The sequence below is a fragment of the Kribbella sp. NPDC056861 genome (assembly GCF_040687575.1).
Taxonomy (GTDB): domain Bacteria; phylum Actinomycetota; class Actinomycetes; order Propionibacteriales; family Kribbellaceae; genus Kribbella.
This window is the reverse complement of the sequence record NZ_JBFBNQ010000003.1, coordinates 204,269-220,628: the sequence shown is the minus strand read 5'-3', so window position 1 is coordinate 220,628 and position 16,360 is coordinate 204,269. Positions and strand designations below refer to the sequence as shown.

14 protein-coding genes are annotated in these 16,360 nt (G+C 67.6%); 10 read left to right on the top strand and 4 right to left on the bottom strand.

What is annotated here, in order from left to right:
• Positions 1-126 precede the first annotated feature (126 nt).
• Positions 127-2,304 (top strand): MMPL family transporter, encoded by a 2,178-nt coding sequence (locus AB0P21_RS14790; RefSeq protein WP_363696877.1) that lies wholly within the window; start codon positions 127-129, stop codon positions 2,302-2,304.
• Here AB0P21_RS14790 and AB0P21_RS14785 read toward each other — a convergent pair.
• The gene (locus AB0P21_RS14785; RefSeq protein WP_363696875.1) at positions 2,289-4,223 is read right to left on the bottom strand and encodes a heparinase II/III family protein; all 1,935 of its coding nucleotides are present in this window, start codon (positions 4,221-4,223) and stop codon (positions 2,289-2,291) included. The genes AB0P21_RS14790 and AB0P21_RS14785 overlap by 16 nt on opposite strands.
• 170 nt (positions 4,224-4,393) lie before the next feature.
• Between AB0P21_RS14785 and AB0P21_RS14780 the strand changes: the two genes are divergently transcribed.
• The 3 genes from AB0P21_RS14780 to AB0P21_RS14770 are packed head-to-tail and all read left to right on the top strand — an operon-like array spanning position 4,394 to position 7,678.
• Entirely contained in the window at positions 4,394-4,849 is a 456-nt protein-coding gene (locus tag AB0P21_RS14780; protein WP_363696873.1) for a helix-turn-helix transcriptional regulator, read from the top strand.
• A gap of 5 nt (positions 4,850-4,854) precedes the next feature.
• Complete coding sequence (locus AB0P21_RS14775) at positions 4,855-5,268, top strand: VOC family protein (protein ID WP_363696871.1); 414 nt, start codon at positions 4,855-4,857, stop codon at positions 5,266-5,268.
• A gap of 22 nt (positions 5,269-5,290) precedes the next feature.
• Positions 5,291-7,678, top strand: coding sequence for an excinuclease ABC subunit UvrA (locus AB0P21_RS14770; RefSeq protein ID WP_363696869.1), 2,388 nt, complete (start codon positions 5,291-5,293; stop codon positions 7,676-7,678).
• On the opposite strand, the gene AB0P21_RS14765 is transcribed toward AB0P21_RS14770, so the two are convergent.
• Positions 7,675-8,109 carry a GNAT family N-acetyltransferase gene (locus tag AB0P21_RS14765; RefSeq protein WP_363696867.1) on the bottom strand — a complete coding sequence of 145 codons (435 nt, stop codon included), beginning with the start codon at positions 8,107-8,109 and terminating at the stop codon, positions 7,675-7,677. The two genes, AB0P21_RS14770 and AB0P21_RS14765, sit on opposite strands and share 4 nt — an antisense overlap.
• A 131-nt stretch (positions 8,110-8,240) precedes the next feature.
• Here AB0P21_RS14765 and mraY point away from each other — a divergent pair, with 131 nt between their 5' ends.
• From mraY to AB0P21_RS14735, 6 genes are all read left to right on the top strand, one after another.
• Positions 8,241-9,326, top strand: a complete 1,086-nt coding sequence (gene mraY / locus AB0P21_RS14760; RefSeq protein ID WP_363696865.1) for a phospho-N-acetylmuramoyl-pentapeptide-transferase — start codon at positions 8,241-8,243, stop codon at positions 9,324-9,326.
• 116 nt (positions 9,327-9,442) lie between these two features.
• The gene (locus tag AB0P21_RS14755) at positions 9,443-9,751 is read left to right on the top strand and encodes a hypothetical protein (RefSeq protein WP_363696863.1); all 309 of its coding nucleotides are present in this window, start codon (positions 9,443-9,445) and stop codon (positions 9,749-9,751) included.
• Positions 9,752-9,854: 103 nt separating this feature from the next.
• Positions 9,855-10,253: a peptidase inhibitor family I36 protein gene (locus tag AB0P21_RS14750; RefSeq protein ID WP_363696862.1), complete on the top strand. Its 399-nt coding sequence runs from the start codon at positions 9,855-9,857 to the stop codon at positions 10,251-10,253.
• A 113-nt stretch (positions 10,254-10,366) separates the two neighbouring features.
• Complete coding sequence (locus AB0P21_RS14745; RefSeq protein WP_363696860.1) at positions 10,367-11,002, top strand: ABC transporter ATP-binding protein; 636 nt, start codon at positions 10,367-10,369, stop codon at positions 11,000-11,002.
• Positions 10,999-13,500 carry an FtsX-like permease family protein gene (locus AB0P21_RS14740; protein WP_363696858.1) on the top strand — a complete coding sequence of 834 codons (2,502 nt, stop codon included), beginning with the start codon at positions 10,999-11,001 and terminating at the stop codon, positions 13,498-13,500. Before AB0P21_RS14745 ends, AB0P21_RS14740 begins: the two co-directional genes overlap by 4 nt.
• Positions 13,501-13,983: 483 nt before the next feature.
• The gene (locus AB0P21_RS14735) at positions 13,984-14,130 is read left to right on the top strand and encodes a hypothetical protein (protein WP_363696856.1); all 147 of its coding nucleotides are present in this window, start codon (positions 13,984-13,986) and stop codon (positions 14,128-14,130) included.
• A gap of 571 nt (positions 14,131-14,701) precedes the next feature.
• Here the strand turns inward: AB0P21_RS14735 and AB0P21_RS14730 are convergent.
• Both AB0P21_RS14730 and AB0P21_RS14725 read right to left on the bottom strand, forming a co-directional pair.
• Positions 14,702-15,388, bottom strand: a complete 687-nt coding sequence (locus tag AB0P21_RS14730; protein WP_363696854.1) for an HAD family phosphatase — start codon at positions 15,386-15,388, stop codon at positions 14,702-14,704.
• Complete coding sequence (locus AB0P21_RS14725) at positions 15,385-16,230, bottom strand: winged helix-turn-helix domain-containing protein (RefSeq protein WP_363696852.1); 846 nt, start codon at positions 16,228-16,230, stop codon at positions 15,385-15,387. The genes AB0P21_RS14730 and AB0P21_RS14725 overlap by 4 nt, the downstream gene beginning before the upstream one ends.
• Positions 16,231-16,360: the final 130 nt, after the last annotated feature.

Sequence of the window (16,360 nt, the reverse complement as noted above, 5' to 3'; positions counted from 1 at the left end):
CGAAAGTACGGCTCGCCGGTCGGCCGGACAGCCGAGCAAGGTGCGGCCGTTCGCCCGAGGTACCGGCCGCCGCGGATCGCCACGCTGGGACGGGGATTCACCGGGACCACCAAAAGGGGAACACGAATGATGCCGCACGCTCTCTACCGACTGGGCCGGTACGCCGCCCGCCGACCGCTGACTGTGATCGGGACCTGGCTCGTCCTGGCCGGGATCGTGCTGGCGGCCGCCGGTCTGTTCGGCCAGAAGCTGGACAACAGCACCGCAGTACCGGGGTTGGACTCGCAGCGGGCGACCGACCTGCTGACATCGGCCGGCGCGAACCAGGGCGGGCTGACCGCCCAGGTGGTGCTGACCCCGCGCGACCAGGGCACGACCTTCACCACCTCCGGCGAAGCGCGGACAGCGCTGGCCGGGGTGCAGGCCGAGGCAGCGAAACTGCCCAAGGTCCTGGCCGCCGCGCCCGCGACCATCTCGCCGGACGGCAAGGTCGCGATCATCCGGCTGCAGTACCCGGTGATCGAGGAGTTGTCCGGTGCGGATCGGGACAACCTGCAGACCTTCGTCAAGCAGGCGGCCGAGGGCTCGCCGCTGCGGATCGAGACGGGCGGCGACCTGGCCGTGGCCTTCGACGAGGGCGAGACCGGGGTCGGCGAGGTGATCGGCCTGGTCGTGGCCGCACTGGTGCTGCTGGTCGCGTTCGGATCGGTGATCGCGATGGGCCTCCCGATCGGTCTGGCACTGTTCGGCATCGGCCTCGGCACCAGCTCGCTGGCCCTGCTCACCTACCTGATCGACGTGCCGACCTGGGCGCCGGTGGTAGGCAGCATGGTCGGGCTCGGGGTCGGCATCGACTACGCGCTGCTGCTCGTCACGCGGCACCGCGAATACCTGGCGCAGGGGCTGCCGGTCGAGGAGTCGGTCGGACGGGCAGTCGCCACCGCGGGCCAGTCCGTCATGATCGCGGGCGGCACGGTTGTCGTCGCCATCCTCGGCCTCGCCGTGGCCGGTGTGCCGTTCCTGACCGCCGGCGGGATCTCCGTCTCGATCATCGTGCTGATCATGGTGATCGCCTCGCTGACCTTGCTGCCCGCGTTCCTCGGGCTGGCCGGGCACTGGATCAACCGGATCGGCTTCGGCAACCGCCGCACCACCCAGACCTCCGGCGGCTGGCAGCGCTGGGGCCAGCACGTCTCCCGGCATGCAAAGGCCTACGCCGCAGGCACTGCCGTAGTACTGATCGCACTGGCCGCGCCCGCGCTGGATCTCCGAGTCGGTACTCCGGACGAAGGGACCCTGCCGCAGCAGCGCACCGAGCGGCAGGCCTACGACCTGGTGGCGCAGGGCTTCGGTCCCGGCGCCAACGGGCCGCTGGTGATCGCTGTCGACACCTCAGCCGACCCCAACGTCGTACAGCCGCTGCGGGCCGCCATCGCTGCGGATCCGGGGATCGCGGCCGTCGCCGAGCCCGCAGTGACCGCCGGGGTCGCGACACTGATCGCCTACCCGACCACTGGGCCGCAGGACGACACCACGCTGGAAACGATCCGGCGGCTCCGGGCAGACGTGTTCCCCACAGTACTCGGGGAGAGTCGGGCCAAGGCGCATATCGGTGGTGCGACGGCTGGGGCTGCCGATGTCGGCGAGCGGGTTGCCGACCGGTTGCCGCTGTTCATCGGCGCGGTCGTGCTGCTGTCGTTCCTGCTGCTGACCGTGGTCTTCCGGTCGATCCTGGTGCCGCTCAAGGCGGCGCTGATGAACCTGCTCGGGATCGGCGCGTCCTTCGGCGTGATGGTGATGGTGTTCCAGTGGGGCTGGGGCGCCGAGCTGATCGGGGTCGAGGCGCCGCTGCCGATCCTGCCGTTCATCCCGCTGTTCATGTTCGCGATCCTGTTCGGGCTGTCGATGGACTACGAGGTGTTCCTGCTCTCCCGGGTCCGGGAGGAGTACCTCGAGTCCGGTGACAACCAGGCCTCGGTGATGCGCGGTATCGCCGTCACCGGTCGGGTGATCACCTCGGCCGCGCTGATCATGATCGCGGTCTTCTCCGGCTTCATCCTGGGCAGCAACCCGACCGCGAAGATGTTCGGCCTCGGCCTGGCCGTGGCGGTGCTGGTGGACGCGACGATCGTGCGGCTGGTGCTCGTGCCCGCCACCATGAAGCTGCTCGGCAAGGCCAACTGGTGGCTGCCCGGCTGGCTCGACCGGCTGCTTCCGGCCATCGACCTGCACGGGGCGAATGCGTTCGTCGCACCCGCCCCGCAGGCCGAAGTACCTGTTCCGGTTGGTCAGCTGACCCGGTAGAGGGAACCACCGGGGGTGATGCCGAACGAGGCTTTCTCGCCCCCGGCGACCAGGTCGACGATGTACGTCGTACCGGACCAGCGGCCCTTGTACTGCACGGATCCGGTGGCCGACACCGGCGCGATCACGGACAGGATCGACGCGCTGGTGCCGGACCGGGCGAACATCAGCGTCGGGGCCGGCTTACGGGTGAAGATGTCCGGGTAGTGCCAGCCCTGGATCGGCTTGGTCTGGCCCTGCTTGATCAGGATCGCGCCGGCCGGCAGCACCTGCCGGTACGGGATCTGGAACAGGATCGTCCGGGTGTCGTCACCCGGCTTCATCCCGATCGCCGTGGTCCGCGAGTAGACCGTCGCATGCTGGTCCGACGGCAGGTGCCACAACGTCTGGAACTGCTGCGCCTTCGTGGCACTGGCCCGATCGAGACTCACGATCAGGTCAGGATCCTTCAACACCAATACTGCGCGGTTGCGGCTGATCCCCGCTCCCGGCGCATCGGCGAACTCGTAGAACTCCGACGTCGGGGTGAAGGCCTTGCGGGTCAGCTTGGTGGCCGGGTAGGTCTCCGCCGCCAATGGCGTCGTCATCGCACTGGCAGCGGACTGACTCTTGGCCCAGGTGCGCCACATGTCGTTCTGGTACCCGGCATGCCCGCCGTCGATCAGGATGTCGCGGCCGCGAGACGTGTAGGTGATCCCCGTGTGGTCGCTGTGACCGTGGAGCGCGCGCGACGGCCCGTACCGGATGCTGTACGTCGACTCCTGCGCGAACGGCCGCGTCTGACCCCAACCGGTGCGGCCGAACACATAGCCGGCGTTGAAGGTGCCGATCCGCCGCTCGGGAGCGACCCCCTCGATGCCCTTGGTGCCCGCATAGCTCAGCGGCGTACCGGCGATCGGGCTGGTGGAGACCACCTCGGAGTCGCCGAGCTGGTGCAGCTTGCCGAGCGAGTTGGTGGCGAGCGCGAGCCAGTCGGCCAGCAAGGCGCGGCGGGTGGTGATCGTCGTACCGGGGTCGGCGCCGCACTGCTCAAGCGCGGCCGCGGCGCGACCCCAGAGCGAGTAGTTGAACTGCGCGTACGCGGTCGATTGCTCGTTGGTCGAGCCCTGCGCGTCGATGGCAGTGGTGATCCCGGCCGCAAGCCGGTTCTGCGCGGTGGTCAGGTAGTCGGCGCGCTCGAGCGTGCAGCCGACGCCGAAGAGCGCGATGCTCTCGTCCGTGCCGTGGTTCCAGGCGCCGCTCCAGTTGGCGGTCAGGAACTTGGCGTGGTTGACCAGCGCGACGTCGAGCCAGCTGTACGCTGCCGGCAGCGCGGTGACGCCGAGTCCGGCGAGGACCGCCTGACGGACACAGACCAGCACGTTGGTGCGGTGCATCGTGGCCTCGTAGGCGCCGATGTCGGCCTTCCACGAGTACGGGTTGTCGGTGACCCAGTCCTTGGTGATCGCGGTGACCTTGGCGAGCGCGGCGGTGTCGCCCTGGCTGCCGGCCATAATTCCTTGCCCTAGCCAACGAAGTGAGTGGAACCACATGTACCAGCTGGGGTTCTTGTACGGGTTGAGCTTCCAGTTGACGTTGCCACTGCCGTTACCGACCTTGTACGCCGCGTACGGCCCCCACGCGTAGGTGTCGGCCTGCAGCATCGCGACGGAGGTCGCGTCGTCCACCGTGCTGAACCCGGGACAGGTGTAGCTCCCGGTCCCCGCGACCGCCGCCTTCCTGGACGACTTCTTCACGTCACTCGCCGCAGCAGCCACCGCCGGTACGACGTTGCTCCTGGCCGGATCGAACTGCGCGACCCCCGGCTCCGGCAGATCGGGAAGCACCGCGATCCCCGGCTTCGGCGGCGCCGCCTGCGCGACCTGCGGCGCCACCGCGAACCCACTCACCGCGAGCGCGAACCCCACCGTCGCGCTCACCCACCGTCGACCAGTCACTACTCCCCCACCCACTCGTGCTCTCCCCCGGACAGAAAGCACGATGAGCAAACCCACCGGAAAGTTGCGTCCGGCCCCTTATATGCCTGGTCAAGCATTCAATCAGCCGTGGAGAGTGCCGCGGCGGCGGTGGATATGGCACGATCTTTCAGGTGAGCGGCAAGACGGACGAGGAGCAGCGACTGCGCGATCTCGCGCTGCTGCGCCGCGTCCGGGACCGGATCGACCGGGAGTACCCCCAGCCGCTCGACGTCGAGGCGCTGGCCCGCGGCGTGAACATGTCCGGCGGGCACCTGAGCCGGCAGTTCCGGCTCGCGTACGGAGAGTCGCCGTACTCGTACCTGATGACGCGCCGGATCGAGCGGGCGATGTCGCTGCTGCGCCGGGGCGACCTGAGTGTCACCGAGGTCTGCTTAGAGGTCGGCTGCTCGTCGCTGGGGACGTTCAGCACCCGGTTCACCGAGCTGGTCGGCGTACCGCCGAGTGTCTACCGGCGCGAGGCGGGCGAGACGGAGTCGCTGGCCGGGATGCCGTCGTTCTTCTCCAAACAGGTGAGCAGACCGATCAGGAATCGAGAAGCGCCCGCCACCGAGCCACAGCTAGCGTGACGGCCATGGACATCTCGATCAGCGCAAGCTTCCTCCCGCACAACGACCCGGACGCCGCGCTCGCCTTCTACCGCGACGCGCTCGGCTTCGAACTGCGCAACGACGTCGGCTACAACGGTATGCGCTGGCTGACGGTCGGCCCGCCCGACCAGCCGAACACCAGCATCGTGCTGCACCCGCCGGCCGTCGACCCCGGGATCACCGAGGACGAGCGCAAGGTCATCACCGAGATGATGGCCAAGGGCACCTACGGCGGCATCCTGCTGGCCACCCCCGACGTCGACGCCGCCTTCGCGAAGCTGCAGGCCACCGACGTCGAGATCGTCCAGGAACCGCTCGACCAGCCGTACGGCGTCCGCGACTGCGCCTTCCGCGACCCGGCCGGGAACATGGTCCGGCTCCAGCAGATCGCTTCATAGCCCTTTCAACAGTGGAGAACAGATGAGCAAGCGCACCACCACGGGTACGCCGGCCGACCAACATGTTGCCGACAGCCACGATCTGATCCGGGTCCAGGGCGCCCGGGTGAACAACCTGAAGGACGTCAGTGTGGTGATCCCGAAACGCCGGCTGACGGTGTTCACCGGGGTCTCCGGCTCCGGCAAGAGCTCGCTGGTGTTCGGCACCATCGCGGCCGACTCGCAGCGGATGATCAACGAGACCTACAGCACCTTCGTCCAGGGCTTCATGCCGTCGCTGGCCCGGCCGGACGTCGACGTACTCGAGGGTCTGACCACCGCGATCATCGTCGACCAGGAGCGGATGGGTTCCAACCCGCACTCCACCGTCGGCACCGCGACCGACGCGAACGCGATGCTGCGGATCCTGTTCAGCCGGCTCGGGCAGCCGCACATCGGCTCGGCCCAGGCGTTCTCCTTCAACGTCGCCTCGATCTCCGGCGCCGGCGCGGTCACCCTGACCAAGGGCGGCCAGGAGACCAAGGAGCGGCGCAGCTTCAGCATCACCGGCGGCATGTGCCCGCGCTGCGAGGGCCGCGGCTCGGTCACCGACTTCGACCTGACCGCCCTGTACGACGCGAGCAAGTCGCTCAACGACGGCGCGCTGACCATCCCCGGGTACAGCATGGACGGCTGGCAGGGCCGGATCTTCCGCGGCTGCGGGTTCTTCGACCCGGACAAGCCGATCAACAAGTTCACCAAGCGTGAAATGCAAGCCCTGCTCTACAAGGAGCCGACCAAGATCAAGGTCGAGGGCATCAACCTGACCTACCAGGGCCTGATCCCGCAGATCCAGAAGTCCTTCCTGGCCAAGGACGTGGAGGCGATGCAGCCGCACATCCGGGCCTTCGTGGAGCGCGCGATCACCTTCACCGCCTGTCCCGAGTGCGAAGGCACCCGGCTGAACGAGGGCGCCCGGTCGTCGAAGATCGACGGCACCAACATCGCCGACTGCTGCAAGATGCAGATCAGCGACCTGGTCGAGTGGGTCCGCGGAGTGAAGGACAAGTCGGTCGCGCCGCTGCTGGAGAAGCTGGAGCACACCCTCGACTCGTTCGTGGAGATCGGGCTGGGCTACCTGTCGCTCGACCGGCCGGCCGGCACGCTGTCGGGTGGTGAGGCGCAGCGGGTGAAGATGATCCGGCACCTCGGGTCGTCGCTCACCGACGTCACCTATGTCTTCGACGAGCCGACCATCGGGCTGCACCCGCACGACATCCAGCGGATGAACGACCTGCTGCTGCGGCTGCGCGACAAGGGCAACACGGTGCTCGTGGTCGAGCACAAGCCGGAGGCGATCGCGATCGCCGACCACGTCGTCGACCTCGGCCCCGGCGCCGGTACCGCGGGCGGCACGATCTGCTTCGAGGGCACCATCGAGGAGCTGCGTGCCAGCGACACCCTGACCGGCCGGCACCTGGACGACCGGGCGAAGCTGAAGCCCGAACTGCGGACCCCGACCGGCCAGCTGGAGATCCGCGGCGCCTCGACGCACAACCTGCAGAACGTCGACGTGGACATCCCGCTCGGTCTGCTGACCGTCATCACGGGAGTCGCCGGTTCGGGCAAGAGTTCGCTGATCCACAGCTCGCTGCCTGCGTCGTCCGACGTGGTGTCGATCGACCAGGGCGCGATCCGGGGCTCGCGGCGCAGCAATCCGGCGACGTACACGGGACTGCTGGAGCCGATCCGGAAGGCGTTCGCGAAGGCCAACGGGGTGAAGCCGGCCCTGTTCAGCGCGAACTCCGAGGGCGCCTGCCCGAACTGCAACGGCGCGGGCGTGATCTACACCGACCTGGCGATGATGGCCGGGGTCGCGACCACCTGTGAGGTGTGCGAGGGCAAGCGGTTCAAGGAAGAGGTGCTGGAGTACAAGTTCGGCGGGCGTGACATCAGCGAAGTACTGGCGATGTCGGTGACGGACGCCGAGCAGTTCTTCGCCGACGGCGACGCCAAGACGCCGGCCGCGCACAAGATCCTGTCGCACCTCGTGGACGTCGGCCTCGGCTACCTCAGCCTCGGCCAGCCGCTCACCACCCTGTCCGGCGGCGAACGCCAACGCCTCAAGCTGGCCACCCACATGAGCGAGAAGGGCGGCATCTACGTCCTCGACGAGCCGACCACAGGCCTGCACCTGGCCGACGTCGAGCAACTCCTCGGCCTCCTCGACCGCCTGGTCGCCTCCGGCAAGTCGGTCATCGTGATCGAACACCACCAGGCGGTGATGGCCCACGCCGACTGGATCATCGACCTGGGCCCCGGCGCCGGCCACGACGGCGGCCAGATCGTCTTCGAAGGCACCCCCGCCGACTTGGTCGCCAACCAGTCGACCCTGACCGGCAAACACCTCGCCGCCTACATCGGCGACTAGAGGGCGTTCTGGTAGCACCGCGCAAGCTCGTCGCCGACGTACTTGCCGAACGGCTGGGTCAAGCGGTAGCCGTGGCGTTCGTACAACCCGATCGCCTCCGGCTGCCGCACCCCGGTCGCAAGCCGAATCGTGCTGTAACCCGCTGCTGCCGCCAGCTCCTCCAGGGCGGTCAGCACGGCCGACGCGATCCCCCGCCCCCGGAACTCGGGCGCGACGAACATCCGCTTCAACTCGCCGATCGCCGGATCTTTGGACGGCTGCAAAGCCCCGCATCCAACACCCTGACCATCGATGCTGGCCACCAGATACCTGGCCCCCTCCTGCACCACAGAGCGCCCCTCCCCGCCGTACCGCCGCACCAACTCCTGGAAGGCAGCCTCCAGCAGCCCGTCCAACTCCACATCACCGAGCTTCCGCTCCTCAATCTCCACAACCCCAAGGCTAGGGGCGGGCGATCGCGCTCTCGTCCGGCTGGCTCACGACCGGCCGCGACCCGCGGCTTCGCTATGTTTGCCGCTCTTGCCTCGACGCTGGGTCGACGTGGCTGGGAGGGGGAGATGGTGTGAGGGCAATACTCCTGAGCGGCGCGCTAGGGGTGATCGGCTCGCTGCTGGGGACCCGGCTCGCGATCGGGTGGTTCGCCCGGCACGGCTTCGGCCAGCCGATCAGGCAGGACGGGCCGACCACCCACCACGTCAAGCGCGGTACGCCGACCATGGGCGGCCTCGTCATCCTGGTGAGCGCCGTCGCGGCCTATCTGGCGGCGACGATCCTGACCGGCAACCGGCCGAGTGCCAGCGCCTGGCTGCTGATGATCCTGTTCCTCGGCTGCGGGGTGGTGGGGTTCCTCGACGATTTCATCAAGGTCTACACGCAGGACAACCGCGGCCTGAGCAGCCGGAAGAAGATGGCGGGCCAGACCCTGGTCGCGCTGCTCTTCGGGGTCCTCGCCACGCAGTACTTCGCGAACGATCACGGCGTCCGGCCTGCGTCGCAGTACCTCTCCGGCACTCACGACTGGGGAATCAAGCTGCCGCTGGTCGTGGTGCTGCTGCTGATCTGGTTCATCGTCACCGCGACCTCCAACGGCGCCAACCTCACCGACGGCGCCGACGGGCTGCTGGCCGGCTCTTCCGCGCTGATCTTCGGCGCGTACACGATCGTGAACATCTGGCAGAACAACCAACTCTGCGACTCCTCGCGCCCTACCGTGGTGGAGTCCCAGTGCTACCAGGTCCGCGACCCGCTCGACCTCGCGGTCTTCGCGGCCGCCATCACCGCGGCCTGCGTCGGCTTCCTCTGGTGGAACGCCAAGCCCGCCCGGATCATCATGGGCGACGTCGGCTCCCTCGCCATCGGCGGCGCCTTGGCCGGCCTGGCCATCATGTCCCGGACCGAACTCCTGATGGCGGTCATCGCCGGCCTGTTCGTCCTCGAGACGCTGTCCGTACTCCTGCAGATGATCAGCTTCAAGCTGACCAAGCGCCTCACCGGCACCGGCCGCCGGATCTTCCGGATCGCCCCCGTCCACCACCACTTCGAACACGCCGGCTGGGACGAGGTCACCGTGGTGATCCGGTTCTGGATCATCGCCGGCATCTGCGTCGCCACCGGCCTCGGCATCTTCTACGCCTCCTGGCTGACCTGACCCACAGCACGCTGCCCAGCACGCGAGTACCGCCGTACTCCGGCCATCGCCTGCCTCCTTCGGGTGACCGGATTCGATCGGTTTCCGTCGGGTTGTGCGGGGCCAACTACTCGACGGTGACCTCGATCGACATCAGGGACAACGGGACCGGCCGCTACAAAGTCGGCCAGGTCAACGTCCAGTACAACTCCGGCAACGGCTACTGGTGCGCTGTCACCCAGACCGTGGGCACCAGCACGTCGCCCAAGGTCGGGCTCCGGGTGCCGGGTGGCCCGTACATCAGGGCTTCCGGCGGCGGCGCCTCCGCGGGCCCGGTCTACCGGTTCCGCAGCGACGCGAACCCGACCTGCGCCTTCCTGGAGGGCAGCGTGCTGGCACCGGCCGACCGGTCCGGCGGATTCACGGAACGCAAGGTCTGCCGCTGATTCGAGGCAGTCGGTAAGCAGAAAAATGTTCCACCAGCGGACGTCTTGACGTCGACCAGGTCGCTCACCATGCTGAGCGCACCAACTACAGATCGGGGGAGTTATGAGCACTCTTCGTAATCGCATCGGCCTCATCGCAGTGGCGACGGCGACCATCAGCGCTGGTGCGGTGGTGGCGGCGAGCACGCCGGCTCAGGCCGAGGAGGCCTGCTACGCCAACAAGATCTGCATCTACGCGGGTGGAACGGGTCACGACGGCGGCGCCTACAACACGGAGCTCGGCTATCGGGCGCCCGGCGTCGGCCTGGCGAACATCAGTGCCGGCAACCGCAACCGGCTGTCGTCGTGGAAGAACCGCTCCAACACGGGCGCGCGTTTCTACTACTCGCTCAACGGTTCGGGCACGTGCGTGTCGATGCGGGCGTTCGCGCAGGCAAGCGCCTCGGCGTCGAACCCTGACGACAACCAGGCCGAGTCCCACGCGTACACCCGCTCCTGCTAGGACGTGAGAGTCGGCGATCGGGGACTCGGGCCCCCTTCGCCGACAACGTGACGGCCGGCGATGTCGCACCGCCGGGTACGGTCGTGTCGCTGGTCGGGGCGTCCAGGAACTTCATGGTTGGTCAGGAGCGGATCGTCGCGGTCGACGACGTCTCGCTCTCGGTCGCGGCCGGCGAGTTCGTGTGCGTGTACGGAGCGAGTGGGTCGGGCAAGACGACGTTGCTGAACCTGATGTCGGGGATCGACGTGCCCGATTCCGGCTCGGTGCTGTTCGGCGATCTGACCTTGTCGGAGCTGTCCGAGCAGGGGCGGGCCGACGCCAGACTCAACGGCATCGCCGTGGTGTTCCAGACGAACAATCTGCTCGACGAGTTCACCGCGCACGAGAACGTCGCCCTCCCCCTGCTGGTCAGGGGATGGTCGCGGTCGGATGCCGACCAGGCGTCCGCCCGTGCTCTGAAGGCGATGGAGTTGGGCGCGCTGGGCGACCGGCTGCCCGGCGAGCTGTCGGGTGGGCAGCATCAGCGGGTCGGGATCGCCCGCGCGTTGGCGGCCGGGCATCGACTGCTGATCGCTGACGAACCCACCGGCGCCTTGGACTCGAGTAACTCACGCGAACTGTTCGTTCGGCTGCGGCAACTGTGCGACGACGAGGGGACGGCGGTCGTGGTCGCGACCCATGATCCTCTGGCGCGTGAGTTCGCCACGGTCGTGCACCACATGGTCGACGGTGCCGTGGATCAACAGTGAAGCGGGTCGGTGATTCCTCGGCAGTGTTCCTGACGCGGCGGTGGATGCGTACTGCCGTCCTGCGGCGGTCCGCGGTGCTGCTCGCCGCAGCGTTTGCTGCGGCCACCCTCACGATGGTCGCGGTGGCCTCGCTCGCGGTGACGCCGGATCAGCAGCGCGAGATGGAGTTCGGAGCCTTCACCCGGACGACGTTCTCCGAAGTACAGGTCGGGGACGTGGACCCGGGGTTCTTGACCCAGGTGCAGCGCCAGGTCTCCGAGCGGGTGGGCGGAGAGGTCCACCTGGCGATCCAGTCCACGCTCCTTCGGCCCGACTCGTTCGAGAAGTCGTTCATCCAGGGCCCGATCGCTCCGGTCCGGTTCGTGCAGGACGGCGAACTGAGCAAGGCGTTTCCGGATCGGTACTCGATCGATGGCGGTGGCGGCCGGTGGCCTTCGCGCCCGTTCGACGTGGTCGTCTCGGCTCAGCTGCGGGACAAGTTGCCTGATCCGAGCCGATTCACGGTGATGTCGGGTCGTGCGACGTTCCGGGTCGTCGGCGTCGTCGAGGACGCCTACGACAAGCGCGGGGACCTGATCGTGGCCGCTCCCGGGACCTGGGAGTCGATCCAGGCGCCCGATCCGCGGCGCGTGTACGAGCCGGTCAGCGCATCGGTGCAGGTCTGGTGGACCGACCCGAGCGACGCCGAGGTCGTGAACGCCGTGAACGCCGTGATGCCGCCGCTCCCGCGCTCGCTCGGCAACCGCCTGGACTACCTGCGGGACAACACGACCACCCGTGCCGAGGTAACCCCCGACGGTCGCCGCGGGCCGTTCGGCACCGGTGACCTCGTCGCGTCCTACCTGCCGCTGGTGATGGTGATCGTTTTGGCGTCGGCCGTGTCCGTGGCGCTGCCACGCTGGCAGCAGCGCGCCGTCGCGAACACTTTGACTCGCATCGGAGTACGCCGGCGGCTGGTGATCAGGACACAGGCGGTGGCCGCCGCAACGGTTGCCGCCGTCTCCGCGGCAATCGGAGTCGGCGTCGGTCTGGTCGGCGCGATCGGACTACGCTCGACCGTCCTTCCGGAGGTGGCGGACCAGCAACTGTCGCCGCTGTCGGTGCCGTGGGGAACCATCGCCGGGCTGTTCGTGCTGTGCGAGTTGCTGGTCCTCGCCGGCACAACGGCCCTCGCCCTGTCCCGAGCCACCCCGGGATCGCAGCACCCCCGCAATCGGCCGGCGCGCGCCTGGCCACGTAGAGCAGTGATCGTCGCCGTGGTGGTGTGGGCACTGCTCGTCGCCGACCAGAAGAAGGTCCAGACCGCCTACCTTGTCGGTGCGGCAGCGGTCCTGATCGCACCCGACGTCCTGCGCCTGGCCATCCGGATCTGGGGCCAACGGTCACCACTGGCATTCGTCACGGCCCGTCTGATGCGGTCCGACCTCCCCCGCCTCGCCGTCTCGGCCGTGATGACCGCAGCCTGCGTGGCCATCCCGATCTGCATCGGCACCCAGCTGTCCAGCAAGATCGCCAGCGACGCCTCGTTCACCTACGGCTACGTCCCGCCAGGGCAGATGTGGGTGGAGAACAACGGCGGACCTGGCGACGTCGCCGCTGTGGCGGCCATCGTCTCGCGCGCGCCCGGAGTCCCGGCGCCGATGCCGATGTGGGAGCTGCGATCAGGTCCGGCCGACCGGTCGAGCAACGCGTTCTTCACCAACGAGCCCGACCAGGGCGAGTTCACCAACGGCACGATCATGGTGATCCAGTCCCCCGGCGATCTCGACCGGCTCCTGCCGGGCCAGCTGCCCGACGAGGCCGAGGCAGTCCTCGACGGCGGAGGTGTACTCGACTTCACCGGCGCGGGCGGTGCCCAGCAATTCGTCGTCGTCGGCGCCGACGGCTCTCAACGACTGACGCCGACCATCACCACCATGAAGGTTCCCGTCAACCGCCAGTACACGACCTCCTTCGGCGGCGTGATCCTGCGATCCACCGCCGAGCGACTCGACCTGCCCATCACGAGCGGACCCACGAAGTACCTGTACGCCGACGTGTCCAGCGGATCGATCTCCGCGGCGGTCGATGCCGTCGTCGCCGGCGGCTACGACAGCGAGTTCGTCCTGTACGCCGTGACGCCACCGCCACCAGACCTGCCCACCTCGGGATACGTGTTCCTGGCCTGTCTGATCACCGCCGTGGTGGTCCTGCAACTGACCGTGGTCCGACATCAAGCCGACCGCCTGCGCAGCTACAGCACTCGACTCGTCGCCCTCGGAGTGACGCCCCGATGGATCAGATCGCTGCTCCTGCGGCAGTCCGCGACACTCGTGCTCGTCGGGGTGCTGGTCGGCCTCACAGCCGGCGTTCTCGGCGTTGTCGTCGCCAGCGCCAACTTCGCCGTCGTCGACATCCCCGTGCTCCCCGTCACCCTGGCCATCATCGGCGTCGTCGCACTGAGCGCCATCGCGACCATCAGCGCCAGCCACCGGCTGAACCCTCGACGCCCCCGCTGAACCCTCACCACGCGGGCCACAAAAACAAAACCCCCGGGCAGAGGAACTATCCTCTGACCTGGGGTCCGGGTGGAGCCGCCTGTCGGAATCGAACCGACGACCTTCTCATTACGAGTCCGTTCACCTGAGCCCGAGCCACCCGCCGACCCCCGACCTTGAGCAGTGATCGTGCTCAGCACCCGAGGGTCGTTGACGGCTGTTCAAGGCCCTTCGGGGGCACCTCGGGGGCACGGCTTAGGCCTGTAAATCTGGGGCGACCAGGCCCCCATTAATACCGGATGTGTTGCTCTGACTACACAGGGCGAAACTGAAACAAATCGAGAATAGTTTCACAAACACAAACGCTTGTCACGCACAAGGCCCGGGCGTGTCGTGTCACGAACGTGCCACGAGTTGTGGCAGTCTCTACGTTGGCCCACCAACCGGCGGGCTCTTCTGATGGGTACGACGAGGAGGTGCGTGCCCCGAGCTAAGGAGGTGAACATGATCGTTCGGGCCTTTCACTCGATCCTCGCCAGCGTGCACCACAACAACAACCGCTGCACCGAGGGCAACAACATCGAGACCCGCAATAAGCGGGACGGCACCGGCAACAAGCCGCTCTGCCAGCACTGCCGCAGTCTGAGCTAAGCGGCATGTAGGTCAACGCAAGACGGAGCCCGCACCTTTCAGAGTGGTAACGACACCCTGAACTGTGCGGGCCTCCGCTTGTCCGGACCGTAGTAGTTGCCTGGGTCAAACACCAGCAACAACTCGCTCCTACCTGCCTATCGTGAAATTGCCCACGAAGGTTACAAGTGAAAATCGGCGCGGCCTTTGGCCCCCGATACCTCGACCTACTCGCGTCTTCCCGTCTGCCGTTCAGCCCACGCGTAGCGCGATCAGGAGACGCCAGAGGGGCCAAGATGGAGCGCCCCACTGGACGAACGATCTTGGCCCCTCTGGCGTCTCCTGATAGGTCCTGACTGGGCTGAGCGGCAGGCGGGAAGACGCACCCCGACCAGCCACCCAGTAGGCCGGCCGATTCGGACCCGTCATCCCAGAGTCGTGAGGCCCCCGCCGGAGGCAATGTCGTTGGCTCTCGTGAAGACACCCGAGGGCGGGCGCGGGCGGTGAACGGCCGGAGGCCGCATGCGCACGTCCGCGCCGCGCGCCGAAGGCGCGCCTTGATCCATAAGAGCCAAATTCGGCAGAGGGCCAACTAGCTGGCGCGGACTACCTCAGTGAGTTCGGAGATGTGGGTGATGACCGCATCTGCTCCGGCTTCGCTGAGGCCGTCGGCTTTGCCGGGCTTGTTGGCGTATCCGACGCTGCTCGCTCCAATGGCCTTAGCCGCTCGGACGTCCGTTGTCTGATCGCCAATCAGAGCGCAGCGAACCGGGGTGGTGCGCAGCGCCTGGGCAGCCTGCTCGATCAGGTACGGGTGCGGCTTCATGAGGCCGGGATCTGATGGGTCGCGCGCCTCGATGTGTTGCACGTACCTAGTCAGCCCAGTCCGGGCGAGGTAGGCGCTGATCGATGCGCCGGTGTTGTTGCTGACGATCGCGAGTTGCCGTCCGGCGTCCTTGCAGGCTGCTAGGAACTCTTCGACTCCCGGCGTCGGTGTGGCACTCTCGACCGCCTTGATCTCGGCGGTCTGGAGAGCGTCCTCGACATGGCGGGCCAGCTCGGGAGAGATCTCGGCGGAGGCGGCAAGGAACTCATGCGGACTCGACACTCCTCCCAGACCGGCGGGCAGCTCGTCGACCAGGTCGATGACCAGCGAACGCAGTTCCTCGGCGATCTGTGGGGCCGGGTACCCGGCGAACACGGAGCAGACGGGGCCGTCGAAGTCGAGGAGGATGACCGGGCTTCGGCGCAGGATGGCGGCCAGCGCTTCGGCGGTCACGGCTCGTAGGTCCGGGCGAGTGTTCCCCAGAGGCTGTCGAACCAGCGGCGGGCCTGGTCGACGTACTGCGAGCCGGTGGCGCGGTCGTCATCGCTGACCGAGTGATGGAACAGGACGGTGTCCTTGCCGACGGCATCGAAGATCTCGACCGGCTTGCCCTTGATCTCGACCTCACGCTCCACGACGGGATAGAAGCCGAAGAACACTTCCTCCTCGTTCAGGAGGTACATCTTGAACATCATCGGGAGCGGGATTACGCGCGCTTCGACGGCGACCTTCTGCACGAGTCCAAGCTCTCCGAGCTCGCGCACCGCTTCCATGATCTCCCCGGCCGACCGGCGGGCGATGTCAGCGATCCGGCCGCGTACCGCCGGGTCGTCACCGGGTTTGGAGCCCGCCCGGGACGGTACGGCGATCGGCTGGGACATGTCGGGCAGCAACAGCCGGATGGTGACTGACTCCGGGGTGAGTCGCCCGCGCCGGATTCGCTCGATCGGCTCCTCAAGGGCACAGAGCAAGGTCTCACCGGTCAGGCCTGCGAAGTCGATGGTTACTCGGGTCTTCTCGAAGGCCTGCTCGATGTGGGGTCGGAGGCCGACCGCCTGGTCCGCACGGTCGCGCACGTAGACACCGCTGCCGACCCGGGACACGATCAGGCCCTCATCGCGGAGCAACTTCAACGCCTGCTGCACGGTCATCCGCGCTACGCCGTACTGCGTCGCAAGCTCCTGCTGAGAGGGCAGCTTCTCCCCCGCCGTGAACTTCTGCGTGAGGATCCCGGCGCGCAGGGAGTTGGCCACCTGCTTGTAGGGCGGTCGCGGGTCGTTCGGGTCTAGCTCCATGCCTCCCAGAGTAGTACCTGGCTAGCCAGCCTAGGAATCACTCTGTCCAAATCCTCGACCTGACTAGCCAGGTTAGGTAACTTAGCCATATCGCGACCTGGCTAGTCAGGCTAGGCCGATCCAACCGGAG